Annotated in this window: 26 protein-coding genes and 1 pseudogene; 10 read left to right on the top strand and 17 right to left on the bottom strand. The window is 70.7% G+C overall.

What is annotated here, in order from left to right:
- Positions 1-96: 96 nt before the first annotated feature.
- From ACIA1L_RS07865 to ACIA1L_RS07850, 4 genes are read right to left on the bottom strand one after another with little or no spacing between them, the layout of a single operon-like run.
- Positions 97-945 carry an ABC transporter permease gene (locus ACIA1L_RS07865; protein ID WP_396071751.1) on the bottom strand — a complete coding sequence of 283 codons (849 nt, stop codon included), beginning with the start codon at positions 943-945 and terminating at the stop codon, positions 97-99.
- Positions 942-1,916 (bottom strand): ABC transporter ATP-binding protein, encoded by a 975-nt coding sequence (locus ACIA1L_RS07860; RefSeq protein ID WP_396071749.1) that lies wholly within the window; start codon positions 1,914-1,916, stop codon positions 942-944. The genes ACIA1L_RS07865 and ACIA1L_RS07860 overlap by 4 nt, the downstream gene beginning before the upstream one ends.
- Complete coding sequence (locus tag ACIA1L_RS07855) at positions 1,913-3,001, bottom strand: hypothetical protein (RefSeq protein ID WP_396071748.1); 1,089 nt, start codon at positions 2,999-3,001, stop codon at positions 1,913-1,915. The genes ACIA1L_RS07860 and ACIA1L_RS07855 overlap by 4 nt, the downstream gene beginning before the upstream one ends.
- Positions 2,985-3,488: a sigma-70 family RNA polymerase sigma factor gene (locus ACIA1L_RS07850; protein ID WP_396071746.1), complete on the bottom strand. Its 504-nt coding sequence runs from the start codon at positions 3,486-3,488 to the stop codon at positions 2,985-2,987. The genes ACIA1L_RS07855 and ACIA1L_RS07850 overlap by 17 nt, the downstream gene beginning before the upstream one ends.
- A gap of 152 nt (positions 3,489-3,640) precedes the next feature.
- On the opposite strand from ACIA1L_RS07850, the gene ACIA1L_RS07845 reads away from it, so the two are divergent.
- Positions 3,641-4,147, top strand: a complete 507-nt coding sequence (locus ACIA1L_RS07845) for a GNAT family N-acetyltransferase (protein ID WP_396071745.1) — start codon at positions 3,641-3,643, stop codon at positions 4,145-4,147.
- A 17-nt stretch (positions 4,148-4,164) separates the two neighbouring features.
- Here the strand turns inward: ACIA1L_RS07845 and ACIA1L_RS07840 are convergent, their stop codons facing one another.
- The 3 genes from ACIA1L_RS07840 to ACIA1L_RS07830 all read right to left on the bottom strand — a co-directional run bounded on the left by ACIA1L_RS07840 (position 4,165) and on the right by ACIA1L_RS07830 (position 7,788).
- Positions 4,165-4,989, bottom strand: coding sequence for a hypothetical protein (locus ACIA1L_RS07840; protein ID WP_396071744.1), 825 nt, complete (start codon positions 4,987-4,989; stop codon positions 4,165-4,167).
- 80 nt (positions 4,990-5,069) lie between these two features.
- Positions 5,070-6,068, bottom strand: coding sequence for a hypothetical protein (locus tag ACIA1L_RS07835; RefSeq protein ID WP_396071743.1), 999 nt, complete (start codon positions 6,066-6,068; stop codon positions 5,070-5,072).
- Positions 6,069-6,162: 94 nt separating this feature from the next.
- A complete protein-coding gene (locus ACIA1L_RS07830; protein WP_396071742.1) occupies positions 6,163-7,788 on the bottom strand; it encodes a methyl-accepting chemotaxis protein in 1,626 nt (541 codons plus the stop codon).
- Positions 7,789-7,934: 146 nt separating this feature from the next.
- Here ACIA1L_RS07830 and ACIA1L_RS07825 point away from each other — a divergent pair, with 146 nt between their 5' ends.
- Positions 7,935-9,383 carry an FAD-binding oxidoreductase gene (locus ACIA1L_RS07825; RefSeq protein ID WP_396071740.1) on the top strand — a complete coding sequence of 483 codons (1,449 nt, stop codon included), beginning with the start codon at positions 7,935-7,937 and terminating at the stop codon, positions 9,381-9,383.
- Here the strand turns inward: ACIA1L_RS07825 and ACIA1L_RS07820 are convergent.
- Positions 9,380-10,222 (bottom strand): universal stress protein, encoded by an 843-nt coding sequence (locus ACIA1L_RS07820; protein WP_396071739.1) that lies wholly within the window; start codon positions 10,220-10,222, stop codon positions 9,380-9,382. The genes ACIA1L_RS07825 and ACIA1L_RS07820 overlap by 4 nt on opposite strands.
- Positions 10,223-10,372: 150 nt before the next feature.
- Here ACIA1L_RS07820 and ACIA1L_RS07815 point away from each other — a divergent pair, with 150 nt between their 5' ends.
- Positions 10,373-11,533, top strand: coding sequence for an alkaline phosphatase PhoX (locus ACIA1L_RS07815; RefSeq protein ID WP_396071738.1), 1,161 nt, complete (start codon positions 10,373-10,375; stop codon positions 11,531-11,533).
- Here the strand turns inward: ACIA1L_RS07815 and ACIA1L_RS07810 are convergent.
- Positions 11,511-12,824, bottom strand: a complete 1,314-nt coding sequence (locus ACIA1L_RS07810; RefSeq protein ID WP_396071737.1) for a diguanylate cyclase domain-containing protein — start codon at positions 12,822-12,824, stop codon at positions 11,511-11,513. The two genes, ACIA1L_RS07815 and ACIA1L_RS07810, sit on opposite strands and share 23 nt — an antisense overlap.
- Before the next feature lie 179 nt (positions 12,825-13,003).
- On the opposite strand from ACIA1L_RS07810, the gene ACIA1L_RS07805 reads away from it, so the two are divergent.
- The 4 genes from ACIA1L_RS07805 (at position 13,004) to ACIA1L_RS07790 (ending at position 17,056) form a co-directional block, all read left to right on the top strand.
- Positions 13,004-14,905 (top strand): acyl-CoA dehydrogenase family protein, encoded by a 1,902-nt coding sequence (locus ACIA1L_RS07805; protein WP_396071735.1) that lies wholly within the window; start codon positions 13,004-13,006, stop codon positions 14,903-14,905.
- Between the two features lie 36 nt (positions 14,906-14,941).
- Positions 14,942-15,580, top strand: a complete 639-nt coding sequence (gene lexA / locus ACIA1L_RS07800) for a transcriptional repressor LexA (RefSeq protein WP_396071734.1) — start codon at positions 14,942-14,944, stop codon at positions 15,578-15,580.
- 66 nt (positions 15,581-15,646) lie between these two features.
- Positions 15,647-16,318, top strand: a complete 672-nt coding sequence (locus tag ACIA1L_RS07795) for an enoyl-CoA hydratase-related protein (protein WP_396071733.1) — start codon at positions 15,647-15,649, stop codon at positions 16,316-16,318.
- Positions 16,319-16,408: 90 nt separating this feature from the next.
- Positions 16,409-17,056 (top strand): hypothetical protein, encoded by a 648-nt coding sequence (locus ACIA1L_RS07790; RefSeq protein ID WP_396071732.1) that lies wholly within the window; start codon positions 16,409-16,411, stop codon positions 17,054-17,056.
- A gap of 285 nt (positions 17,057-17,341) precedes the next feature.
- Here the strand turns inward: ACIA1L_RS07790 and ACIA1L_RS07785 are convergent.
- The 4 genes and pseudogenes from ACIA1L_RS07785 to ACIA1L_RS07770 form a co-directional block, all read right to left on the bottom strand.
- Positions 17,342-17,437: pseudogene (locus tag ACIA1L_RS07785) on the bottom strand.
- 25 nt (positions 17,438-17,462) lie between these two features.
- Entirely contained in the window at positions 17,463-18,194 is a 732-nt protein-coding gene (locus ACIA1L_RS07780) for a hypothetical protein (RefSeq protein ID WP_396071731.1), read from the bottom strand.
- 77 nt (positions 18,195-18,271) lie between these two features.
- Positions 18,272-18,556 (bottom strand): CopG family transcriptional regulator, encoded by a 285-nt coding sequence (locus ACIA1L_RS07775; protein ID WP_396071730.1) that lies wholly within the window; start codon positions 18,554-18,556, stop codon positions 18,272-18,274.
- Positions 18,556-18,861: a hypothetical protein gene (locus tag ACIA1L_RS07770; RefSeq protein WP_396071729.1), complete on the bottom strand. Its 306-nt coding sequence runs from the start codon at positions 18,859-18,861 to the stop codon at positions 18,556-18,558. Before ACIA1L_RS07770 ends, ACIA1L_RS07775 begins: the two co-directional genes overlap by 1 nt.
- A 117-nt stretch (positions 18,862-18,978) precedes the next feature.
- Here ACIA1L_RS07770 and ACIA1L_RS07765 point away from each other — a divergent pair, with 117 nt between their 5' ends.
- Positions 18,979-19,140, top strand: coding sequence for a hypothetical protein (locus ACIA1L_RS07765; RefSeq protein WP_396071728.1), 162 nt, complete (start codon positions 18,979-18,981; stop codon positions 19,138-19,140).
- Between the two features lie 65 nt (positions 19,141-19,205).
- Positions 19,206-19,610, top strand: coding sequence for a DoxX family protein (locus ACIA1L_RS07760; RefSeq protein WP_396071727.1), 405 nt, complete (start codon positions 19,206-19,208; stop codon positions 19,608-19,610).
- 99 nt (positions 19,611-19,709) lie between these two features.
- Here the strand turns inward: ACIA1L_RS07760 and ACIA1L_RS07755 are convergent, their stop codons facing one another.
- From ACIA1L_RS07755 to ACIA1L_RS07745, 3 genes are read right to left on the bottom strand one after another with little or no spacing between them, the layout of a single operon-like run.
- Positions 19,710-20,315 (bottom strand): response regulator, encoded by a 606-nt coding sequence (locus tag ACIA1L_RS07755; protein WP_396071726.1) that lies wholly within the window; start codon positions 20,313-20,315, stop codon positions 19,710-19,712.
- Positions 20,312-21,523 (bottom strand): sensor histidine kinase, encoded by a 1,212-nt coding sequence (locus ACIA1L_RS07750; protein ID WP_396071790.1) that lies wholly within the window; start codon positions 21,521-21,523, stop codon positions 20,312-20,314. The genes ACIA1L_RS07755 and ACIA1L_RS07750 overlap by 4 nt, the downstream gene beginning before the upstream one ends.
- Before the next feature lie 22 nt (positions 21,524-21,545).
- A complete protein-coding gene (locus ACIA1L_RS07745; RefSeq protein WP_396071725.1) occupies positions 21,546-22,151 on the bottom strand; it encodes an O-methyltransferase in 606 nt (201 codons plus the stop codon).
- 47 nt (positions 22,152-22,198) lie between these two features.
- Here ACIA1L_RS07745 and ACIA1L_RS07740 point away from each other — a divergent pair, with 47 nt between their 5' ends.
- Positions 22,199-22,612, top strand: a complete 414-nt coding sequence (locus ACIA1L_RS07740) for a MerR family transcriptional regulator (RefSeq protein ID WP_396071724.1) — start codon at positions 22,199-22,201, stop codon at positions 22,610-22,612.
- On the opposite strand, the gene ACIA1L_RS07735 is transcribed toward ACIA1L_RS07740, so the two are convergent.
- Positions 22,588-23,775 (bottom strand): alpha/beta hydrolase family protein, encoded by a 1,188-nt coding sequence (locus tag ACIA1L_RS07735; RefSeq protein ID WP_396071723.1) that lies wholly within the window; start codon positions 23,773-23,775, stop codon positions 22,588-22,590. The two genes, ACIA1L_RS07740 and ACIA1L_RS07735, sit on opposite strands and share 25 nt — an antisense overlap.
- Positions 23,776-23,919: the final 144 nt, after the last annotated feature.

Here is a 23,919-nt window from a genome sequence, read left to right as displayed (position 1 = left end):
CGGGTGAAACGGAACTCTCGACAAGCTCCACCTCACCCGGAGGTCCTCACCGTGTCAGGACTTCCGACGCGTTACCAACGTCCGTGGACAGAACAACTAGAGATCGCGGCGCTGGAAGGCGAACGCCGTGAGGCCGAGCACGAGGAGGATCCATACCCCGGTCCAGGCCAAGTACGTGCCCGCGAGCGGAGCCATACTCAAAAATGGCGACTCCTCGATCCCCGAGCCGACCTGCAGGAGCAGCGTCGGGTCCTGGAAGGAGTTCATCGCTCCTCGCCACAGCCCGTCGGTGGGCAGCAGCATCCGGGAGACGGTGCCGACCTGGGCGAGGCTGTCGTTGCCGAGCGCATCGCCGACCGAACCGACCACACCCGCGATCCAGGTGGCACCGAACAACCCCACCGCCACAATCCCCGACGCCATCGGCGAAATGGCCGTCGACAGCAGCAGGCCGAGCGTGAGCAGGACGGTCGTCTGTGCCGCGAGCAACGCAAGGCCTGTGACCGGATGTGGGGGCCAAAAGCCCACCGTCGTCCGCACGATGACGAACTGGGCCACCCCCGCCACGCACACAAACCCGCTGCCGAAGCCGACCAGTCCCAGCCACTTGCCGAGCAGCACCGCCGAGCGGCGGACCGGCCGGGCGAGCACCGACAGCGCGATGCCTGACTCGATCTCCCCCGCCACCGTCGGGCCGGCCAGGAAGGCAGTGCCGAGTGCGGCGATCAGGCTCAAGCCGAACATCACCAGGTTCAGCACCGTAGAGCCGGCCACCTTGGCCTCGCCGGAGGTGAGCCCGCCGAACTCCGCATCCAGCCGGGAGAACCCCCACGCGCTGAGCGCCAACAACACCACGGTCAACACCGCCAACGACCGCAGCACCCGCCGGCGAGCGGCTTCCTGCAGGGTGAGCGCGGCGATAGTGCACACGGTACGAACGGTCATCGTTGCTCCTCGGTGGTGCCCGTACGCAAAATGTCCAGCAGCCGTTCTTCCAGGCTGACCCGGGCGGGTTCCACCGCATGCACGCGGACGCCCAGCCCGACCAGGTCAGCCACGAGCTCCGGCACCAGGGCGGCATCCGGCTCGGCCGGCAACTCGACGGTGAAGGTGTCGCCGCTGCGGGAAAGCCGCCCGGCGGCCGTCAGCCGGGCCTCCGCCGGGTCATCCACCCCGGTCAGCCGCAGCCGCAGTTCGCGCCCACCGAGCAACTCCGCGAGCGTGCCGGCCGCGGCCACCCGGCCCTTGTCCAGGATCACCACCCGGTCACAGACCCGCTCCACCTCGCCGATCAAGTGCGAGTTGAGCAGCACCGCCACGCCCCGCTCCTTCAACGCGAGCAGCAGGTCGCGAACATCGGCCCGGCCCAGCGGATCCAAGGCGCTCGTCGGCTCGTCGAGGATCACCAGCTCCGGCCGGGCCACCAGCGCGACGGCAAGGCCAAGGCGCTGCTGCATGCCCTTCGAGAAACCGCCCACCCGGTCGCCGGCCCGGTCGGCGAGACCGACCGTGCCGAGGCACTCGCGCTGGTCTCCCGTTGGCACCGCGACGCCCGCCAGCCGGACATGCAAGGCCAACACCTCGACGGCGGTCAACCACGGCTGATAGCGGAACAGCTCCGGCAGATAGCCCGCCCGAGCGCGGGCGCGCGGGTCCCCGGCCGGCCGGCCGAGCAGAAGGACCTCACCCGCGTCCGGCCGCACCAGGCCGAGCAGAATCTTGATGACGCTGGTCTTGCCCGCACCGTTCGGCCCGAGCAGGCCCAGCACCTCCCCACGAGCCACCGTGAACGACACACCGTCCACCGCGGTACGCCGCCGGTACCGCTTGCGCAGCCCCGAACACCACACCGCCGGCGCAGGCGGCAGCTCACTCACCAACCGCTTCGCGGCGTCGAGCGCAGGCGCGCCGGTCATCCGTCCCACCTCATCCCACGGGCCACAGCCAGCACCTCGTCCGTCCGCAAGGACCCCGCGACCGCCGTGATCACGCCGTCCTCCACCCAGACCACCGCGCCCAGGACCCCGTCCCGGGAAGCAAGCACGGTTGCCGGCCGCCCGTGCACGTCCGCGGTCGAACTGGTCATCTCCTCGACGGCCAGGAACAGCGGCAACGTGGCACCGTCAGCGGAGAAGGTGCGCAACTGCCCGGCGACATTCGCCGGCAACAGCGGCAGCGACAGCAGATAGTCCCGCGCCGTTTCAAACGGCACCCCCTGCGCGTACGCGGTCGGCGCCACCGCCCGAGCCACCACCAGCGACGGCACCGGCTTCCCCCCGGACCACACCGCGGCGAAGCCCGGACCGGCCGACAACCGGAACCGGCTCCCGTCCAGTCCCGGCGGTGCCGGCGGCACCGACTCCCCCGCCGCCGACGCAGTCTGCGCGGTCTTCTCCGCCGAGTACGTGAACACCGCCGTTGTCTTCCCGCCGACCCGGTACACCGGGTCCCCGGAAACGCCGCGGGGCAGCTCGCCGATCCGGGGAATCGCCAGCCCGGTGGCCTGCTGCGCGGCGGCGGCGCTGTCGACCCCCCGTACGCTGACCTTCTCGGTGACCTGCAGCTCGCCGAACGCCGACAGATCCGGCAGCTTGACCAGGTCGGCCTCGGGCGCGGTGATCGGCGCGATCTTCTCGGCCCGGAAGATCGGCAGCCAGTCCGCGGCCGCCGCGGCACCGGCCCCGGCGACCAACGCGGCCACTCCCACCACGGCGATGATCGGGCTGCGCAACGCCGTATGCCAGCGTCGGGCCGGCTTCTGCGGACTCACCCGCGGGCTGGTCTCCTCAGCCAGTGCCAGAGACAGGCGGGACCAGCCCGCATCGACGTCGGGGGCCGGGCCGGCGGACAGCAGGCCGGCCGCGGCCGACGCATCCGCCTGGACGCTTGCCAGACCGGCGAGGCAGGCCGAGCAGCCCGCCACGTGCTCACGGTCGGCCTGGGCCACCCCGGCCGGCTCGTCCACGAGCCGGCGCAACATGCCCTCACTCGGATGACGCATGACGGATCAACTCCTCGCGTAGAGCGGACTCGGCGCGTCGCACAGTGGTGCCGACGCTGCCGGGAGAAAGATCAAGAGCGGCCGCGACCTCGGCATAACTGAGACCGCTGTGCCGCAGAACCAGAGCAACCGCATGCCGCTTCGGCAGCCGCGCCAGCGCCGCCCGTACCCGGCGGTGTTCATCCCGGGTCACCACGTCATCGGCGATGTCCCCGGCGACGGCATCCGCCGCGCCGGCCGAACCCTCCCGCGCGGCCCGCCGCCGCCCGGACCGTAAATGATTCAGCGCGGCATGTGCGGCAGCCACGGAAAGCCAGCCGGCAGCCTCCCCAGCTGGCACCGAGGATCGCGCAAAGGTCAGGAACACCTCCTGCGCCACGTCCTCGGCCTCGTCCCGAGACCCGAGCACCCGCGCGGCCACCCCGACAACCCGCGGATAGGCCGACCGGAAGACCGCCTCCAGGTCCCCCCGGAACCTCTCCGTCACGGCATCGCCGCCCTTCCGTACGGCCCGCGACTCCCGAGCTCGGCTGCTTGCTCCATACCTACAAAGCACCGCCGAGCCCGCGAATGTGACAGCCCCGAACCACACCTACCGCTTACCGAGCGTCGGCGGGCCGGATCCGCGATGCTGGCTCGATGCACAGCACCGCCGGCGAAATCCGCATCGTCCACCTGCCCGGAGCCGCGCTCCACGCTCTGGCCGAGGGTGACCTGACTGCCGCCATCGCCCTCAGCCCGGTAGCGCCATCCGCCTACCTTGCGGGCCCGGAATGTCGCGGCCTGTGGCGGATGCGCGATGCGCAGGTCGCGCAGGACCCCGCCAGTGCCGGATGGGTCACCGGCATCGTCTGGGACGAAAGTCGAGGCCGAGCCGTCGGGGCGGCCGGCTTCCACGCTCCGCCGGACCGCTCAGGAATGGTGGAGATCGGCTACCGCATCGACCCCCACCAGCGACGGCAGGGATACGCCCGCGCCGCGCTGGAAGCGCTGCTCGCCCGGGGCAGCCCGGGAACCCCACGTCCGGCGGGTACGGGTCAGCATCCGACCCGACAACCTGGCGTCATCGCGACTGGCGCTGCAGTACGACTTCAGCCAGGTCGGCGAGCAGTGGGACGACGAGGACGGGCGGGAACTCGTCTATGAACGCCCCAGCGATCAGGTCAGGAGCATTGAAAGACCATGACTGGCGGGTCGTTCGGGCAGCGTGGACACGTGAAGAAGTAGTTCGAACCGCCATCACCGAGGCAGAGCCCTGCGGCCTCGCCGCCGTCCACGGTGCCTTCGGGGCTCCAGCGACGCCAGGATTCCCCATCCCACTCGCCGGAGGCGACGGTGATCAGGTGGGTCATGGTGGTGCCGCAGTGGCACACCGGGTATTCCGGGTCCTGAATCCACTGCGGCCAGCCGCCCACCTTGGTGCCGCTGGCGGCGCTGAGATGCGCGAAGTAGCTCCATCCGCGCTCCTTCGCCCACGCTTCCACCCGGTCGCGCAGGTCTGCGTCGAGTTCCCAGGGGTAGGGAAGCTCTCTGACCCGCTCGGGACTCAGCCCACAGATATTCGGCACGTGGTTGTCCTCGACATCCTCGTCGTCCGGCGGCTCCGGGTTGTCGAGCAGCTCGCCGATCGAGGCTTCCGCCCGCCACCGCACGACCGGGCGCGGTCGACAGTCCTCGTCGTGCAGCGCCGGGCACCACAGCAGCTGGAAGACATCGGTCCCATTGGGGAAGGGCAGCTCGGGCACGTCTCTCGCGAAGATCTGCAGCACCGCGACCAGCACTATCGGCTCGTCGTGGTCATCCCCGGCAGCGCACTCCGGCCAGGCCTCCTCAGCCGGCCACAGCAGCAGCCCGCCCAGCGAACTTTCCCGCACCCCCGGGTAGGCCCGCCGCGGATGCAGTCGCACCGTCGTCTTCGACTGGCCCGCGAACTCCGAGAACACATCCTCCACCGCCAATGGTGGCGGTGGCGTGACGATACTTCCCATGTGCACATCCCCCGTTCAGGTGAACCGACCGAAGGACTGTAGCGGTGGGGTCCGACATCGAGGGCCGGACTGTGCGCGACTTATCGGGCGGCCGGGGTGAGTTGCGGGGGGATGTAGGCGCCGCGGCGGTGGGCGAGGACGGCGGCGGCCCGGTGGGAGACGGCGTTGAGTTTGGTGGTGATGCTGGCGAGATGGGCGGGGAGGGCCGCGGTGGGGGCGAGCCGGGTGGGCGGCGAGTCGTCGACCAGGTGGCCGAGGATCTGCAGTTCGGTACGGGTGAGGCCGTGCGGGTACGGCGCCGGCGACAGCAGGAGTACGCGGGTGAGATGGCCGGGGGGATGCGGCGGGCAGGCGAGGATGCTGACCCGGAACAGCCCGCCGTGGGGGTCGGCTGGGCAGAGGAAGGCGGCGAGGGCGCTGCCGGCCGGATGCGCTGCTGCGGTGGCGAGCAGCGGGGTGCCGGGGGCGAGGAGGTCGTGGCCGGGCAGGCCGGTGAGGGGCTGGGTGTTGCCGGAGCGGGTGAGGGCGACGCCGGCGACCGCGTCGCTGACCAGGGCGGCGATGGCGTTGACCGTCCGCAGGGGGTCGATGGCGTGGGCGATCCAGGGGCCGGCGTGGTGGAGCAGGGCGCGCGCTTCGTCCGTGGCGGGGCGGGCGTCGGCGCTGCTGGTGTTGACGACGCCGAGGTAGCGGCCGTCGCGGGTGAAGAGGCCGGCGCCGAGGCCTTCGCGGATCCCGGCGGGGTAGAGGTATTCCGACCAGGTCGGCAGCCGGTCGACGGGAAACTGCAGGTCGACCAGGCGGACGGGTGGCCGGGGGCCTTGGAGGCCGGCCTGCTCGATGTCGGCGGTGAACTGCGGGCCGTCCAGGGCTTCCGACACCGCCTCGGTGTAACCGTGCCGCAGCAGCGGTGTCTGCATCCGGCTGTCCGGGTCGAAGGCGGTGATGAAGAGGGCGTCGGAGGGTGTGAGCCGGCGCAGCGGTTCCAGCAGGGCGGCTGCTCGTTCCTCAGGGGTGCCGGGAGTGAGCGCGATCTCGACGATCTCGTCCAGCAGCGACGCGTCGGCGGCGGACAGCATGGGGGGACGCACCTCCGATCGACCCCCGTGCCTCCTTTACTTATAGAACGACCGCCCACCGGTGGGCGTCACCGGTGGGCGGTCGTCCGAAGAGCTACAGGCGGAAACCGTTGACGAGGTGCTGCAACTCGTTGCTCATCCGGGCCAGTTCGGCGGAGGCCTGCTGGGACTGGCTGACGCCCTGGGTGGTGGTCGCCACGGCGGTGGCGACACCGGCGATGTTCTGGGCGATCTCGCGGCTGCCTTCGGCCGCCTCGGCGACGTTGCGGCTCATCTCGCTGGCGGTCGCCGTCTGCTCCTCGACGGCCGCGGCGATCAGGTTCTGCGAGCCGCTGATCCGGTCGATCACGCTGCTGATCTGGCCGATCGCGCCGACCGCGCTCTCGGTGTCGGCCTGAATGGACTGCACCCGGCGGGCGATGTCCTCGGTGGCTTTCGCCGTCTCCTGGGCCAGGTCCTTGACTTCGCCGGCGACCACCGCGAAGCCCTTGCCGGCCTCCCCGGCACGGGCCGCCTCGATGGTGGCGTTGAGGGCGAGCAGGTTGGTCTGCTCGGCGATGGAGGTGATCACCTTGACGACGTCGCCGATTTCCGCCGAGGAGGTGCCGAGCTTGCCGACCGTCGCGGTGGTCTCCCGCGCTGCGGTGACGGCTTCGGCGGCGACCCGGGCCGCGTCGCCGGCGTTGCGGGCGATCTCCTGGATGGCGAGACCCATCTCTTCGCTGCCGGCGGCCAGCGTGTTGACGTTGCCGGACACCTGAGTGGCGGCGCCGTTGACCACGTTGGCCTGGGCGTCGGCCTCTTCGGCGGAGGCGGCGATCTGCGTCGAGACGACGGACAGCTCTTCCGACGCGGCGGACAGGGTGCCGGCGTGCCCGGCGATCATCGAGACGGTGTCGCGCAGGGCGCCGGCCGTGGTGTTGAGCGCTTCGCCGAGTTTGCCCATCTCGTCCTTGGACTTGACGTCGGCCCGGGCGGTGAGGTCGCGCTCGGCGAGGCGGTGCAGCGCGTCGACGACGACCCCCAGGGGGCGGACGACGGAGCGGGTGACGGCGATGCCCATGAGGACGGCGAGGATGAGGGCTACGACGAGGGAGCCACCGAGCACCATGAGGCTCATCGAGCGGACCTTGGCGGCTTGCTCGCGCAACGCCGCCACGCGGGTGTCGAGCGAATCCTGAAGGTTTCCGGTGACCTCGAGAACAGTGCCGTACGAGTCGGACGCCGCGCCGCCGTTGACGCTGTCCATGACCTTGGCGCGGGACGCCTGGTCGTCGGGCTTCAGCCACTCCATGAGCTTGTCGTCCCAGGCGAAGAAGTCGTCCCACGCCGGCTTCAGCTTGGCGAATTCCGCCTGCTCCGCCGGGCTCAGGGCGTCCACATGCGCTTCTTCGAACGCCTTGTAGATGGCGGCCTTGGCCTCGAGGAAGCCCTGGCGGTTGTAGCCCTGGTCCTTACCGGTGCCGGTGGCGTAGGCGTACCCGTAGGCGCCGGCGTCGGCGATGACCAGGCCCTGCCAGCCGGTGATGTCGGCGGCGGCGTAGGCCATGCCCTGGACGTCGTCGCGGACCTGTTCCCGGCCGGCGAGCTTCTGCTGCATCTCGTCCTGCTTGTTCAGTCCCCACCAGCCCGCGGCGGCGGCCAACATGATCAGGGCGCTGAGGACGCAGAAGGCGGATGCCAGCCGCTTGCCGACGCTGATGTCACGGAACAAACGCACGAGTCACTCCTGAGCCTGTGGTCTGCGCCATGCTGACGAGACTTGTGTCTGACCCATCGGGAAAAAGTCGTCCTTGGTTGAGTTCACGGCCAGTTGCAAAAGGGGAGCAGAGCATCCCGGACGCCCGATATGCGAATATTTGCGGCATGTCGTTGTCGCGTCGCGCCCTGCTCCGCACCGGAGCCGCCAGCCTCACCGCCGCCCTCGTGCCGGGTGTCGCCCGGGGCGCCGCGGGACCGGACTGGTCGGCGCTCGCCGCCTCCCTCGGCGGGACAGTCGACCTGCCCGGGTCCGGGAACTACGACAGCGCGCGACGGCTGGTTGATCCCCGGTTCGACGGCGTCCGACCACCCGCGGTCGTGCGCTGCGCCTCCAGCGCCGACGTCACCGAGGTCCTGCGCTTCGCCCGCCAGTCCCGGTTGCCGGTGGTCCCGCGCGGCGGCGGTCATTCGTACGTCGGCGCGTCCGTGAGCCGCACCGGCATCGTCCTCGACCTGCGCCGCCTCGGCACTGTGGCCTACGACCCGGCGTCCCGTACCGCGACAGTCGGCGGCGGGGCCCGACTCATCGACGTCTACAACCAGCTCGGTGCCCGCGGGGTGGGCGTACCGTCCGGCTCCTGCGGCAGCGTGGGCATCGGCGGGATCACGCTGGGCGGCGGGATCGGCATGGCTGCTTCCGCGTACGGGTTGACCTGCGACGCGGTAGTGGCCGCCGAAGTGGTGACCGCGAACGGTCGCCGCCGCACAGTGGATGCCACCCGGGAGCCGGACCTGTTCTGGGCGTTGCGCGGCGGCGGGGGCGGCCAGTTCGGGGTGGTCACCTCGTGGCGGCTCCGCACGCATCGCACCTCGCCGGTCGGACGATTCGTGCTCGCCTACGCGTGGGCCGACGCCGCCAAGGTCGCGGCAGGCTGGCAGGCCCGGCTGGCCGTGGCACCGGACGAGACCTGGTCCACCTGCCAATTCGCGACCGACGCGCGCGGGCGGTTGTCCGTACGCGTATCCGGTGTCGTTCTGGACGGCGACCCGGACGCCGAGGTCGCGGCGATCGTCCGGGCGATCGGGCGGCAGCCGCGGTCGGCGGCGCTGAGCCGACGACCCTACCTCGACGTCGTGCACGACCGGGCGGGGTGTGCCGACGTGCAGTCCTGCGCGGCCCGGTCCACCGAACTGATCGGCAGTGAGATCTTTCCGCGCGTGCTGCCCGCCGCGGGCGTGTCGGCGCTGCTTGCCACCGTCGAACGCCGGGCTCAGCAGCGGCGTCCCGGGGTGGCAAAGCTCAAGCGAATGACCGGCGCGCTCGGCCGGGTGGCGCCCGACGCGACCGCCTTCCCCTGGCGCGGCGCGCACACCATGTTGCAGTGGCTCGTCGAGCCGCCGACCACCGACGCTGCGGCGGTGTCAGACGCGTACCGATGGATCGAGAGCGGCCATCGGGCGGTGGCCCGGTGGTCGGCGGGCCGCTACGTGAACTATCTGGAGCCGGATCCGGCGGTGCTCCCCCGCTACTACGGCGCCAACCTGGACCGGCTGCGCCGAGTCCGGGCGGCAGTGGACCCCGATCGGCTGTTCCGCTCGGACTACGCGCTCTAACGGGCGACCAGCACCGGGCAGGCGGACCGTTCCAGCAGGCGACTGCCGGTCGCGCCGAGCAGCACCCCCTCGTAGCCGTGCCGGCGCGGGCCGACGATCACCAGTTGGGCCTGCTGGGAGCGTTCGACCAGGACCTTGCCGGGATCGCCGCCGGTGAACTCGCGATTCGCGGTGACGCCGGGGAACCGGGCCCGCCAGGGGTCGAGCACGCTGTCGGGAGCGCCACCGAGCGCGTTCTCCGCCGCTGAGCCCGGCCGGCGGGCGCTGTCCTGGGCGGTGACCGCCAGCAGCGGCGCTCCGCGCAGGTCGGCCTCCGCGAAGGCGCGGCCGACGACCGGCGCTGCGCTCGCATCCTCGCCGACGCCGACGACCACCGGGCCGGTGTCAGGGTTCCGGCGGCCGCGCACGACGACGACCGTGCCCCTGGCGCGGGTCGCGACCTGGGAGCGCACCGAGCCATGCGGCAATCCGGGCAGGCCGCGGTCGGGACGGCTGCCGACGACCAGCAATGCCGCTTCCTCGGCTGCGTGCAGCAGCACAGGAACCGCATAGCCGGGGAGCGCCATGACCCGCAGCTCGATGTCCGGCGCGACCGCCCTGGCCTGAATGGCCGCGGCATGCAGGATGGCCGCGGCTTCCTCCCCGGCCGAAGCAGCCGAAGCGGCAGAGGCAGCTGCAGCAGCAGAGGCAGCCGCAGCAGCCGATGTGGACTGCCGGTGGTAGGCCGTCACGATGCGCAGGTCCACCCCACGCAACTGGGTCTCGATCGCCGCCCAGCGCACCGCCTCGACCGCGCCGGCGGACCCGTCAGCGCCGACCACTATCCGAGTCTTGACCATGGCCTTCTCCTCCGGTCTCCAGCCTCGACCTTCGCGAGCGTGGTTGGCAAGAACGATGATTCGGCACCGTGTGCCAGAAGTTCATCTTGCGCCTCGCCGCCGGCCAGCTACCGGGCGCTACATTCCGTTCACACTCATCGAGGAGGTTCCATGGATCGGCGGACGATGTTACGCGCGACGGTCGCTGGCGCGGGCGCGGTGGCACTGCCCTTCACGGCCTGGTCGGCGGCGTACGGGGCACCGGCTCAGAACGCCCCCGGGCCGTACGGGCCGCTGCTCGCCGCGGACGCGAACGGGATCCAGCTGCCGGCCGGCTTTTCCAGCTCCGTCGTCGCCCGGTCCCGGCAGGTGGTGCCCGGGACCTCGTACACCTGGCATGACGCTCCCGACGGTGGCGCCGTCTTCGCCAACGGCACCGGCTGGGTCTACGTGTCGAACTCCGAGGTGACCTCGGCGGCCGGCGGTGGCGCGTCGCGGATCATGTTCTCCGCGTCCGGCGCGGTCATCGGCGCCTCACGCATCCTCGGCGGCACCAATGTGAACTGTGCAGGCGGCAAGACTCCCTGGAACACCTGGCTGTCCTGCGAGGAAGTGCCCCGCGGGAGCGTGTTCGAGACCTATCCGCTCGGCGGCGCCGCGGTGCAGCGCCCGGCGATGGGCAAGTTCAAGCACGAAGCCGCGGCTGCCGATCCTGTCCGTCAGGTCATCTACCTCACCGAGGACGAGTCGGACGGCCGGTTCTACCGGTTCGTCCCGACGACGTGGGGAGATCTGTCCGCGGGCCGGCTCGAGGTACTGAAGGCCGGCACCGCGACGTCCGGCGCGTTCACCTGGGCACGCGTCCCCGATCCGGACGGCTTCCCGCTCGCGACCCGCCGCCAGGTGTCCGGCTCGAAGGTGTTCAACGGCGGCGAAGGCTGCTACTACGCGGACGACACGGTCTGGTTCACCACCAAGGGCGACAACCGGGTGTGGCAGGTCAACCTGACCGCCGGCACGTACGAGCTGGCCTACGACGACGATCTGGTGAGCCCGGGCGCGGCCCCGCTGTCCGGCGTCGACAACATCACCGGGACGACCGCCGGCGACCTCTACATCGCCGAGGACGGCGACACGATGGACATCTGCATGATCACGCCGGACGACAAGATCTCGACGTTCCTGCGGGTGACGGGCCAGTCCCGGTCGGAGCTGACTGGCCCCGCCTTCACTCCTGCCGGCGACCGGCTCTACTTCTCGTCGCAGCGGGGCACCACCGGACAGTCATCCGGTGGCATCACCTACTGCGTTACGGGGCCGTTCCGGCGGTAACGGCCGGGACCGCCGGCGCGGAAGACGCGATCGGGGACGACGTGGTGGCGCCGTACCGGGCGGACTTCGCCCGGTACATCGCCGCGTCGGCGGCGGCCAACAGCTCCGCGGCCGAGTGGTCGGTCCCGGTGCCCACGGCCACGCCGATGCTCGCGCCGACGCAGACGACGCCGCAGCCGAGCAGCACCGGCTGGCGGACCACGCCGCGGATCCGGGCGGCCAGGCCGCGGGCGCGCTGCTCGCAGTCGGGGCCGGTGAGGATTGCCACGAACTCGTCACCGCCGAGTCGGCCCATGAAGTCCTCGGACCGGATGGCACCGCGCAGCCGGCGGCCCATCAGGCGCAGCAGCTCGTCGCCGGCCGCGTGGCCGTACTCGTCGTTGATCTGCTTGAAGCCGTCCAGGTCCAGGAAGAGCACCGCGACCAGGCTGAGCCGTTCGGCCAGCGCCCCGGTGAGCTGGTGCATCAGGGCCGCCCGGTTCGGCAGCTCGGTCAGCGGGTCGGTACGGGCCTGCTGAGTGAGCTCCTCCTCGGCCGCCTTGGCAGCGGTCACGTCGTGCAGGTGCGCCACGTACGAGCCGCTGTCGGCGAGCGCGGCCATCCGGACGTGCACCCAGAGCGTCGTGCCGTCCGGGCGGCGGAACCGCACGTCGCCACGACAAGATTCGACGGAGCCGTCGGCCAGCTCGCGGAAGGCGGCCCGGGCGCGCTGCCGGTCGGCCACGTCGACCCACTGCCAGTACGTCTTGCCGACCAGTTCGGCGGACGGGGTGTCGAGCAGTTCCTCGAGGGCCGGGTTGGCCTCGGTCACCGCACCCTCGCCGTCCAGGATCGCCATGCCGGTCGGCGCGTGCTGGAAGGCGCCCTGGAAGCGGTGCTGGGCGGCGATCAGCTCAGCCTCGGCAGCCTTGCGGGCGGTGATGTCGCGGGCGATGATCAGGGCGGCCGGGCGGCCGTCGTAGAGCAGCGGGGTGCCTGCGGCCTCGATGTCGATCTCGCCGCCGCTCAGCGGGAGCAGTTTCTCCTCGACATAGCGCAGCGGTTCGGCGTCTGAGGTCAGCGACCGGATCCGCTGGGCGCCGGTGTTCCGGAAGTCGGGGTGCATGAACTCGATGGCTGGCCGGTCCTGGAGGTCGGCCACGGTCTGGGCACCCATCCGTTCGAGGGCCCGCGGGTTCGCGAAGACGTGGTAGCCGTCGCAGATCACGAAGATGATGTCCGGGGACAGCTCCACCAGCGCGTGGAATCCCGCGTCACCGGCACCGCCCATGACGGGGACCGCCGCCTGCACGTCGCTCTCGATGATCCACCACCTCGCTCGGTCCCGGTCGCTGCAGTTCCCCTGATCGGCTGCGGGCCGCCGGGGTTGAGCCCTCGAAACGAAAGACCTTTGCGTACGCAGGGCTACCGCTCGGTAACACATGTGCGTAGCGTGGCCTGCAGCGAGCCGTACGGTCGAAGGGGCAAACCGTGACCACGACGCAGCGCAAGCAGGCCGATGTCTCCGAGAAGCAGGCCCGGCAGGTCGCCGAGGCCGCCCGCGAGTCGGAGTGGCGCAAACCGAGCTTCGGCAAGGGGCTGTTCCTGGGCCGCTTCCCGCTCGAACTGATCGATCCGTGGCCGGTCGCCGAGCCGCAGCCCGACGCCGAGGAGTTCCTGACCCGGCTGGCGGAGTATCTGCGCACCGAGGTCGACGGGGCCCGAATCGAGCGTGAGGACCGCATTCCGGACGAGGTGTTCCACGGTCTCGCCCGGCTCGGCGCCTTCGGCATGAAGATCGACAAGGAGTACGGCGGTCTCGGCCTCAGCAACCTGCACTACTGCAAGGCGCTGACCCTGGTCGCCTCGGCGAGCCCAGCCGTAGCCGCGCTGCTGTCCGCCCACCAGTCGATCGGTGTGCCGCAGCCGCTCAAGAAATTCGGCACCCCCGCGCAGAAGCAGGCGTTTCTCCCTCGGCTGGCGGCCGGTGAGGTCTCGGCTTTCCTGCTGACCGAGCCGGACGTCGGCTCCGACCCGGCCCGCCTGGGCACGGTCGCCGAGCCGGTCGAGGGCGGCTACCGCCTCAACGGGCTCAAGCTGTGGGCCACCAACGGCACGGTTGCCACCCTGCTGGTCGTCCTGGCCCGGGTGCCCGACCGCGGCATCACCGCCTTCGTGGTGGAAGGCGACTCGCCCGGCATCACGGTCGAGCGGCGCAACTCGTTCCTGGGCCTGCGCGGGCTGGAGAACAGCCTGACCCGCTTCCACGACGTGTCCGTCCCGGCGGAGAACGTGATCGGCGGGCTGGGCAAGGGCCTGCGGATCGCGCTGACCACGCTCAACACCGGCCGGCTGTCGCTACCCGCCATGTGCGTCGCCGCGGGCAAGCGCGCGCTGGCGATCTCCCGGGAGTGGTCGGCCGAGCGGGTGCAGTGGGGCCGCCCGGTCGGGCAGCACGAGGCGGTCGCCGGGAAGATCGCCTTCATCGCCGCCACCACGTACGCGATGGAGTCGATGCTCGATCTGTGCTGCGCGCTGGCCGACGACGACCAGAACGACATCCGGATCGAGGCGGCGTTGGTGAAGCTGTTCGCCAGCGAGATGGCCTGGCGGGTCGGCGACGAGCTGGTCCAGATCCGCGGCGGCCGCGGCTTCGAGCGGGCCGAGTCGCTGACCGCGCGCGGCGAGCGCGGCGCAGAGTCCGAGCAGATCCTGCGCGACCTGCGGATCAACCGCATCTTCGAGGGCTCCACCGAGATCATGCACCTGCTCATCGCGCGCGAGGCGGTCGACGCGCACCTCACGGTCGCCGGGGACATCATCGACCCGGAGGCCGGGCTGGGCCGCCGCGCCCGCGCCGGAGCGCGGGCCGGCGCCTTCTACGCCCGTTGGCTGCCCACCCTCGCGGTCGGTCGCGGTCAGACCCTTTCCGGGTACGAGGAGTACGGCCCGCTCGCCGCGCATGTCCGGTTCGTGGAACGGTCCTCCCGCAAGCTGGCCCGGTCCACCTTCTATGGCATGTCCCGCTGGCAGGGCAAGCTCGAACACAAGCAGCGCTTCCTCGGCCGCATCGTCGACATCGGCGCCGAGCTGTTCGCCATGTCGGCGGTGTGCGTCCGTGCCCATGCCCAGCGTGCCGACACCCCCGCCGGTCTGGAATTGGCCGACCTCTTCTGTCGGCAGGCGCGGCTGCGCGCCGAGGCGCTGTTCGCCGCCCTGTGGGACAACACCGACCCGGTCGACGTCAGGGCGACCCGACGCGTGCTCGACGGTCGGTACGCGTTCCTCGAGGAAGGCGTGCTCACCCCGGACGCGGAACAGCCGTGGGTGGCCGCGTGGACGCCGGGATCGGCCACGGTGGACGACGTACGGCGGCGTATCCCGCGAGCCTGACCGCGGGTCGCGGGTCCATCAGTCAAGATCTTCTCCATGTCTCTGGCCGAGGATCTCGACACGTCCACGCTCATCCCCCGGCAGCGGGCCATCCTGACCGTGATCCGGGACTGGGCGGTCCGGTACGGCTACCCGCCGTCCACCCGGGAGATCGGCGACGCGGTCGGTCTGTCGCCGTCGACGGTCAGCCGGCATCTGCGGGTGCTCGAGGAGCGGGACTTCCTGCGCCGCGGCCGGGCGGTGACCCGGCCGATGGACATCCGGATGTTCCTGGAACCGCAGGAGCGCCGCAGCGACCCGGCCACGGTCGGGGTGCCGTTGGTCGGCGCGATCGCCGCGGGCACCCCGATCCTCGCGGAGGAGAACCCGGAGGAGACGCTGACCCTGCCCCGCGACCTGGTCGGCCGGGGCGAGCTGTTCTGCCTGCGCGTGCAGGGCGACTCGATGGTCGACGCGGCAATCTGCGACGGCGACATCGTGGTGGTACGCCAGCAGCCCGAGGTCTACAACGGGGACATCGTCGCCGCCATGATCGACGACGAGGCCACCGTCAAGGTCTACCGGCGCCGCAGCGGCCACGTGCTGCTGGAGCCGCGCAATCCGGCGTACGAGCCGATCGACGGCGACCGGGCCGTGGTGCTGGGTCGTGTGGTGTCCATCCTGCGCCGGATGTGAGCGGCCTGGACCACTAAGTTACTTCGCAGTAACCTACCTCTGTCACCCGAACCCGAGGAGCTTGCTGTGCCCAGTCTCGACCGCCACAACGACGTGTTTGTCCTCAACCTCGGGGACGGCGAGAACCGCTTTCACCCCGACTGGATCGCCGACGTGCACACGGCGCTCGACAAGGTCGAGGCAGCCGGCGACCCACGCGCCCTGGTCACCACCGCGACCGGCAAGTTCTTCTCCAACGGCCTCGACCTGGAATGGCTCGGCACCAACGCCGACAAGTTCGGAGAGTACGCAGTCAGCGTGCACGAGCTCTTCGCCCGGTTCCTCGCCCTGCCGGTGATCACCGTGGCGGCGCTGCAGGGGCACACGTACGCAGCGGGGGCAATGCTGTCGCTGGCCCACGACTTCCGGGTGATGCGGGCCGACCGCGGCTACTGGTGCCTGCCCGAGGCCGACATCGACATCCCGTTCACCCGCGGCATGACCGCACTGATCCAGGCCAAGCTCACGCCGCAGGCTGCGACCCTGGCGATGGCGACCGCACACCGTTACGGCGGCGCGGATGCTGCCGCCGCGGGCATCGTGGACCGGGCGGTCGCCGAGGACGAGGTGCAGCCGACCGCGCTCGGGCTGGCCGAGTCACTCGCCGGCAAGTCAGGTCCCACCCTCAGCGTCATCAAGACCCGAATGTACGCGGCCGCCCTCGCCACGCTGCGCGACACGGAGAACCCGCTGACCTGACCGCGACACCCCCGACCACGTCACATTGCAGTCGTATTGAAACGCCGTTAGGCTGTTAGCAATACGACTGCAACGTAACGGGGTGGCGCGATGGCCGGCAAGAGTTCGCTGCTGAAGCGCGCGGCCAGCATGGAAGCCGCGATGTGGCGCAGCCTCTTCCACTGGGCGCGCCGCAAGCCGGTGACCCTCGCCCCGGACGAGGAGGCCTTCGGCTACCTGGGCGTCGTCAAGCCGATCCTCGGGGTCTTCCTCGTCCTGTCGGTGGTCGAGATCCCCGTCCTCGACCTGATCATCAAGCACGTGGTGCCCTGGACGCCGGCCCGGTGGATCATGCTCGCGATCAGCATCTGGGGCCTGCTGTGGATGCTCGGCCTGCTAGCGAGCCTCAAGCTCAACCCGCACGTGGTCGGCAACGCCGGCATCCGGGTTCGCAACGGCGCCGGCCCCGACTTTGTCCTGCCGTGGCACGACGTCGCATCGGTCAGCAAGGGCTACCGCACGATGCCGTCCAGCAAAGGCGTGCAGTTCGAGGACGACCAGGGCCGCCGGGTCCTGCACATCGTGGTCGGGGCGCAGACCAGCGTCGACGTCCGGCTCCGCCAACCGCTGACCCTCACGCTGCCGACGGGCGAGTCCGAGCCGGTCGAGGAAGTGCGGCTCTACGCCGACGATCCCGACGCGTTCGTCCGCAAAGCCCGCGGCCTGGTGCCGGCCGTGACCGACGCCAGCGAAGGCTAGGCCCCGGCCCTAGACATGGTGAAGCCCGGGGAATGGCCATCCCCGGGCCTCGCGATACCACCGAATTGCACACACCAGCACGTTTAAGAGCGTGGATCATTCTGATGACATCGGGTTTTGCCTTTAAACTACCGCCGCTCGAAGCGCGGCGGGCCGGACTTGAACCGGCATCCGCTGTCCTGGTCCCGCTCGGTCGATCTGGTGATCGGTGGTGAATGCTGACATTGGAGCGAGAATCTGAGATTCATACCGGCTGCCTCTGCCCGTTGGGCTACCCCCGCGCGGTGGTACGGGGGGCGGGACTCGAACCCGCACTGTCACCGGTGGTTCAGTTTCAGCCTCAGCTGTCAGCTTTGCGCCGGTCGCCCGGCGCACCCCCGCGCTCCCACGGGGGAATCAGTGACGACTACCCGAAGAGGTAGTCGAAGACGGCCGCGCCGACCCGCTGGTCGGTGGCCTCGGTGTTGTTGGCCTCCTCGCGGGCGAACTTTACCGCGGTCTGCAGCGCCGACACGCGATCGAGGATCTCGTTGACCCGCTTGGCAGGCAGGGCACCGGAGAACTTCACGGTCGTCCAGTAGCCGACGGTGATGTCCTCGTAATACACCTCGACCTGGGCGGGGTGCTTCTCGGTGGCCTCGGCCTTCACGTGATTGCGCGGCACTTTCTTGGTGCGGTTCGTCCGCACCGGCTCGGTGCGCCAGCTGTCGGTCGAGTCGTCGCGCAGCCACGACTCGGCGGCGTCGAGCACCGGCAGCTTCTTCACGAAGGTGTGCAGGTCGACGAGCTGCTTCTCCAGGAACAGCAGATACGTCACCGGCACCTGAGCGGCGATGGTCCGACCATCGACCACCACGTCGGCGCGAGCCACGCAGTTCGTCCAGTCCTTGGTCGCCGTCACGTCGAACAGTCGGGTCAGCGTGCCGGAGATGTCGCGCAGGATGTCCTCGGCCTTGATCTGCACCCGGGTCGACTCGGCGGGCAGCTGCTCGCCTTCCTCGTCCTTCGGCTGGTAGGTCCGGGAGATGCCGGCGAGGGGGCCGGTCTTCTGCACGGCGTGGTGGGCGTCGCTCAACTCAGCGAACGCCTTGCTCTTGACGCCCTTCTCCACGGCGATGATCTGGTTCAGCTTCGGCACGGTGTCCCCTTTCAGCCGAGGAAAGGTAACACCTGCCGATCATGAAGCCGAGCGCTTTTCACCCGACCCGCGGCAGGTCAGGTGTTGTTCTTGACCGCGATGTCGATGGCCCGGTGCAGGTCGGCGCGGCGAATGGTGATCAGTTCGTCCGCGTCGTTGTCGAGGTAGTCCTCGACCAGTTCCCGGATCACCTCGTTGGGGCTGATCCCGCGACTCTGTGCCAGCGTGACCAGGCGTTCCGTCGTTTCGTATGACATGGAGACCGCATGCACGACCCCACCGGGCCGGGGCCGGTTGTCCCGGTGCGCGGTGGACCAGTCCCGGTCGTTCAGGGACGCCGCTGCGTCCTCGAATCTACTCATCAGTCCCCCTTGATCCGGGCTATCGCCTCGACCTCCTCGACGTCGAGGTACCGGGCCGAGACGACGATGTAGACGTCGTCGCTGTCCTCGATGAGCGCCACGACGAGCCAGTCTCCCTTGCGGTCCTGACCCGCGATCTGCAGGGCTGGCTCGGTGTGCCGACGTACCACCCCGTGAGCGTGCAACACCTCCATCACCGACAACGGGCTCATCCGTGCGGTGAGCAGGTTGTCGTAGGTTTCGTCCGTGAATATGTAGGCCTCGTACGGAGCCGGCTCAGCAGCATCATCGAACAGCTGCGACACCTCCGATCCGCTAGTGACGAGGTTCGGACACCTGGACGCCCACCCTAGGGAATTTGTGTTACGGAAGGTAAGCCAAAAATGACATTACGTCGCACGTTCGGGGGTAACCCCACCACTATGACGGCTCCGAACGATGACGATCTCCGCACCATCGCCGAACCCGGCGGCCCCGACCCGGACAGCGCGGGCGACCTCTCCTACGACGAAATTCATGAGGAGGACGAGCGCCGCGACGTGCCGGCCGAGAAAAATTCCCCGGAACCGCCCGCGGAGCGATGAGTACGGTGCAGCTCGCCGGTCTGACCCGGTAGACATCCGGATCACCTCGAGCAAAGGACCGCACCATGGCTCTCATCGACACCGCACCCGCACCCCTGTCCCGCGGACTGCACCGCACGCTCTGGGTGCTCCAGGCGTTCCTGGGCGTCTTCATGATCGTGGCCTCGGCCGGTCCCAAACTGGTGGGCGAGGCGACCGCGGTGCAGATCTTCGAGGACATGGGCGCAGCCCCGTGGTTCCGCTACTTCATCGGCCTGGTCGAACTGGCCGGCGGCATCGGCCTGCTCGTGCCCCGTCTCGCCGGCCCGGCCGCGGTGGGACTCGCGCTGCTCATGATCGGCGCGGCGATCACCCAGGCATTCATCCTGCACGGCGGCGCACTCGTGCTCACCCCCGTGATCCTCTTCGCCCTCTTCGTCTTCATCGCCTGGGGTCGCCGCGCTTCGCTCACCCCGCTCATCCGCCGCTGAAGTAGCCAGCCCCTTGCCATCGTTCGCTGGCTCAGCGAGCAGGAAAGCCAGGCCGTGGTCCGCGAGCACTTCTTCCGACCACGCTCCGCCGCCTCGGTGTCAGATCCAGCCGTGGCGGCGAGCGGTCCGGGCTGCTTCGTGACGGTTGGCAGCGCCGGTCTTGGTCACCGCCGAGGAGAGGTAGTTGCGGACCGTACCCGGCGACAGGGCGGCGCGCCGGGCGATCTCGTCGACCGGGGCGCCCTCGGCGGCCAGCGCCAGGACGTCGGACTCGCGCGGGGTCAGCGGGCTGTCCCCGGCGGCGATCGCCTCGGCAGCGAGCTGCGGGTCGACGTACCGGCCGCCGCCGTGCACGGTCCGGATGACCTGGGCCAGCACCTCCGCGGAGACGGTTTTGGGCAGAAAGCCGCGGGCCGAAGCCGCCAGGGCGCGTTTGAGCTGGCCGGGACGTCCGTGACTGGTCAGGATCACCGAGCGACAGTCCGGCAGGTCGGCCTGCAGGGTCCGGGCCACGTCGACCCCGTCCGGCTCGGGCATCTGCAGGTCGAGGACCGCCACCTCCGGGCGCAGCGCCCGCGCCGCAGCGAGGGCCTCCGCGCCGGTCGAAGCCTGGGCGATCACGTCGAGATCGTCCTCCAACGACAGCAAGGCCGCAAGGGCCGCACGGATCAAGTGCTCGTCGTCGGCGAGCAGCACCCGGATCACGGCTCACCCTCCCCCACCGGCACCTCGACGGTCAGGCGAAACAGTCCCGGGTCGCCACGCTCAGCGGCCGTGGTGCCACCGACGCCCGCGATGCGTTCGGCCAGCCCGATCAGGCCGCTGCCGAACCGTACCCGATCGGTCGGGGCCGGAGGAGGAACGCCGTCATTCTCCATGATCAAGGCGATGCGGTCGCCGGTGCGGCGCAGGGTGACCGTGCACGTTCGCGCCTCGCTGTGCCGCAACACGTTGGTCGTTGCTTCGCGGACCACCCAGCCCAATGCACCCTGGGTGTCGTCGGGCAGGCCGCCGCTGGCGCCGTCGACCCGGCAATCGATACCGGCAGCGGCGAGCAGCGAGCGGGCTCCGGCCAACTCGGTGCCGAGGTCCGCCTGGCGGTAGCCCCGAACCACCGCCCGGACGTCAGCCAGGGATTCCTCGGCTATCCGGCGTACTTCCAGCATCTCGGCGGCGGCTTCGGCCCGGCCGCGCTGGGCGAGCCGCGCGGCCAACTCCGACTTCAAGGCCACGACGGACAGTGCGCGACCGACGATGTCGTGCATGTCGCGGGCGAAGCGCAGCCGCTCCTCGGCTACCGCGAGTCGTGCCTCCACCTGCCGGGCGCGTTCGAGTTCCGCAACGAGGCGGGTGATCCACGCAGACATCCGGAAGGCCGCGGCCACCGCGCCGTACAGCGCCGCCGACGCCAGCGCGACGGTGGTCGCCGTGGTCGGCTCGGCACCCTCAATTTTCTGTACGGCGAAGCGCAATCCCCCAGCCCCCACCACCGCCCCGAAGGTCACGCCAAGCGGCACCGCCGGCGCCAGCGCGGCAAGAAACGCGGTGGACAGGACCAAGGTGAGCAGCGAGGCGGGACCGTCGAGGGCGCCGGGCGGCGGCTCGGGATACGTGATGACTACGGCGGCGACCCCGGCCGCGGTCAAGGCAGCGCCCACTGCGATCCCGCGAACCGGCCGCGGACCGCTGCCACCGTAATAATCGAGGGCTGCCCGCAGCAGCAGGACGCACCCGGCAGCGTGGGTGGTCGTGAGGGCGACCAGCGCGGCGACGCCCAGCCGGTCCACCTGCGGTTCCGGGGCAACGAGGAGGCCCACGAACACCGGCAACAGCGCAAAGATCGCATACAGGTTGACCCGAATGAACAGGTCGACCCGCTGGGCCTTACCGCGTCGGCGCCACCAACCGGTCATCACCGAGGACACCTCACCGGACTCAAGGGATCTTCACGCACAGCGCCGTCTCACCGAACGAGTGGGTCCGCCACCGCGCGGTATCGGCAAGATACCGGGTCGCCCGCGGATCGGGGCCGAGGATGAGGTTGCCGGCGACGACCACGCCGCCGGGGCGCAGCAGCCGGTGGAACTCCCGCAGGACCGCGACCGTGGGCGTGAATCCGTCGAAGAACGCCAGGTCGTATCCCGCCGTGTCCAGTGCGGGCAGGATGGTCTCGGCCGCGCCGTGCCGGACGATGACCCGCCCGGCCAGGCCGCGGGCAGCGATCTGGGCGCGGGCGATGCGGACGTGCTCGTCGGCCAGCTCGATGGTCTCGACGGTTGCCGCGGGGACCGCCCGGGCCATCGACATGGCGGTGTAGCCCAGCGCCGTGCCAACTTCGATGATGCGGCGGGCGTCGACCGCGGCGGCAAGGGTGGCGGGGAGCGAGCCTTCGCCGTAGGCGACCGCGCCGCAGCGATGGGTCCGCCGGTGCCGCCGGGTCAGCACCTGCACGTCGCGCAGATCGTCCGGGACCTCGAGCGGATTGGTGACGGCGGCGATCGCGGCCACCGCCACACCGCGCAGCCTGTTCATGCGTGTCATGGCCGTAAAGTGCCACTTGAATCGTGCTTCAAGTCAAGGAGCAGCGCGTGGACTACCTGCTCGACATCGGTGAGCTGGCCGGGATCACCGGGGTGGCCCCGTCGGCGCTGCGTTACTACGAGCGGGTCGGCCTGCTGGAGCCGGCGGGGCGGCACGGCATCCGCCGCACTTACCGGCCGGACGCCGTCGACCGGGTCGCCCTGATCCGCAGTGCTCAGGTCACCGGCTTCTCGCTGGCCGAGGTGCGGGAGCTGGTGCAGGGCGAGCCCCAGCTGATCCGGTCGCGCCTCACCCACAAAATCATGGAGATCGACCGCCACATCGCCGAGCTGATGAGCGCCCGCGACCGGCTCGGCCATGCCCTGAACTGCGAGCACCCGGCGCTGCTCGACTGCCCCACCTTCCGCGCCGGGCTGCGCGAGGTGCTCCCCGGCTCTCACGGGAACACCATTTCCGGATAACGCGGCGACGGCCCGGACACCAGCTTGCGGGGGCCGTCGCGCAGGTGGGCGTCCAGAAAGGCGCTCAGGTACGCCCGTTGCACCGCAACCGAGCGCGGGCCGTCAATCGTGCCGATGCCGGGAGTCAGCTGCTCGCGGGGAATGCCGAGGATCTTCGCGGCCTGCGGGTCGAGCACCTGGGCGTCGGTGAAGGATGCATGTCCGGAGCCGGCCAGCTCCAGGTTGAGCCGCCCGCCGCGCAGCTTCGGCCATACCGCCGCCCAGCTCGGGTCGGTGTGCCGGTCGTGACCGGTGGAGCCGAGCAGCAGCACCGGCCGGTTCAGCCCACTGGCGAGCACGGGACCGAAGAGGGCGCCGTCGAGGTTCACGCCAGCCCGGATCCGCCGGTCGGCCCGCATCGCCGCCAGCGTCGCGGCACCGCCGAGGGAATGGCCGACCATCGCGACCCTGGACAGCGACAGCGCGCCGCGCAGACCGACCGGCACCTCGCGCCCGGCGGCGTCAGGATTGCGGCCGGCGTTCAGCGCGGTGAGCCGGTCGAGCACGAACCGGGCGTCGGCGGCGCGGACGGCGACGGCTCGGGTCGCCACCGGGTCCGCCGGGTCGTCGAAGTTCGGCGGCTCCATCGTGTGCGGCACGACCCGGCCGCCCGGGAACTCCACGCCCACCGCGTCGTACGGGTGATCGATGGTGGCGACGACGTACCCGCGGCTGACCAGCTCCTCGACGAGAGCGGTGGCTTCGCCGCGGTGGCCGCCGAAGCCGTGCGAGTACAGGACGACCGGGCGGGTGCCGCCACGCCGGTCGACCGGGGCACCGGAATGGCCGTGCGTGACGGGTGGGCGGATCCGCGGATCGGCGAAGGCTTCCGCGGCGAGTTGCGGTGACAGCCAAGGCGCCCGCGGGTAGCCGCCGGTGTGCGCCGCCGGATACCAGAGCTGGACCATGAGCTCGCGGGGCCGGCGGGCCGGGTCGTACGGATCGCGGCGGGCCGAGTCCACGAGGTGCAGCGCCACGGTGCCGATCTGGTGCGCGCCGCCCGGCGGTGGGAGAACGAGTCGGGGCGCGCCCGCCGAGGCGGACGCGCCCCGACTGGGAACGCTGTGCGAAACGGTGGCGGCACCGGCCTGGGCGGCGACGGCGACCGCCGCAGCGGTGGTCACGAAGGCTAGGCACGCGCCGCGGAGTGCGCGTCTGCGAGTGAGAGTCATGCCCTCCAGACTTCGGCACTGCCGGGCGGCCCGGCAGTGCCGTCGCTCACCGGTCCAGGTGCGAAACGCACCGATGAGCGCTGACAAATGTCATAC

The organism is Actinoplanes sp. NPDC051859, assembly GCF_044452725.1.
In the GTDB taxonomy this organism is placed as follows: domain Bacteria; phylum Actinomycetota; class Actinomycetes; order Mycobacteriales; family Micromonosporaceae; genus Actinoplanes.
Note: the sequence above shows the minus strand (reverse complement) of the source record. Positions and strands in the feature narration are given on the sequence as shown.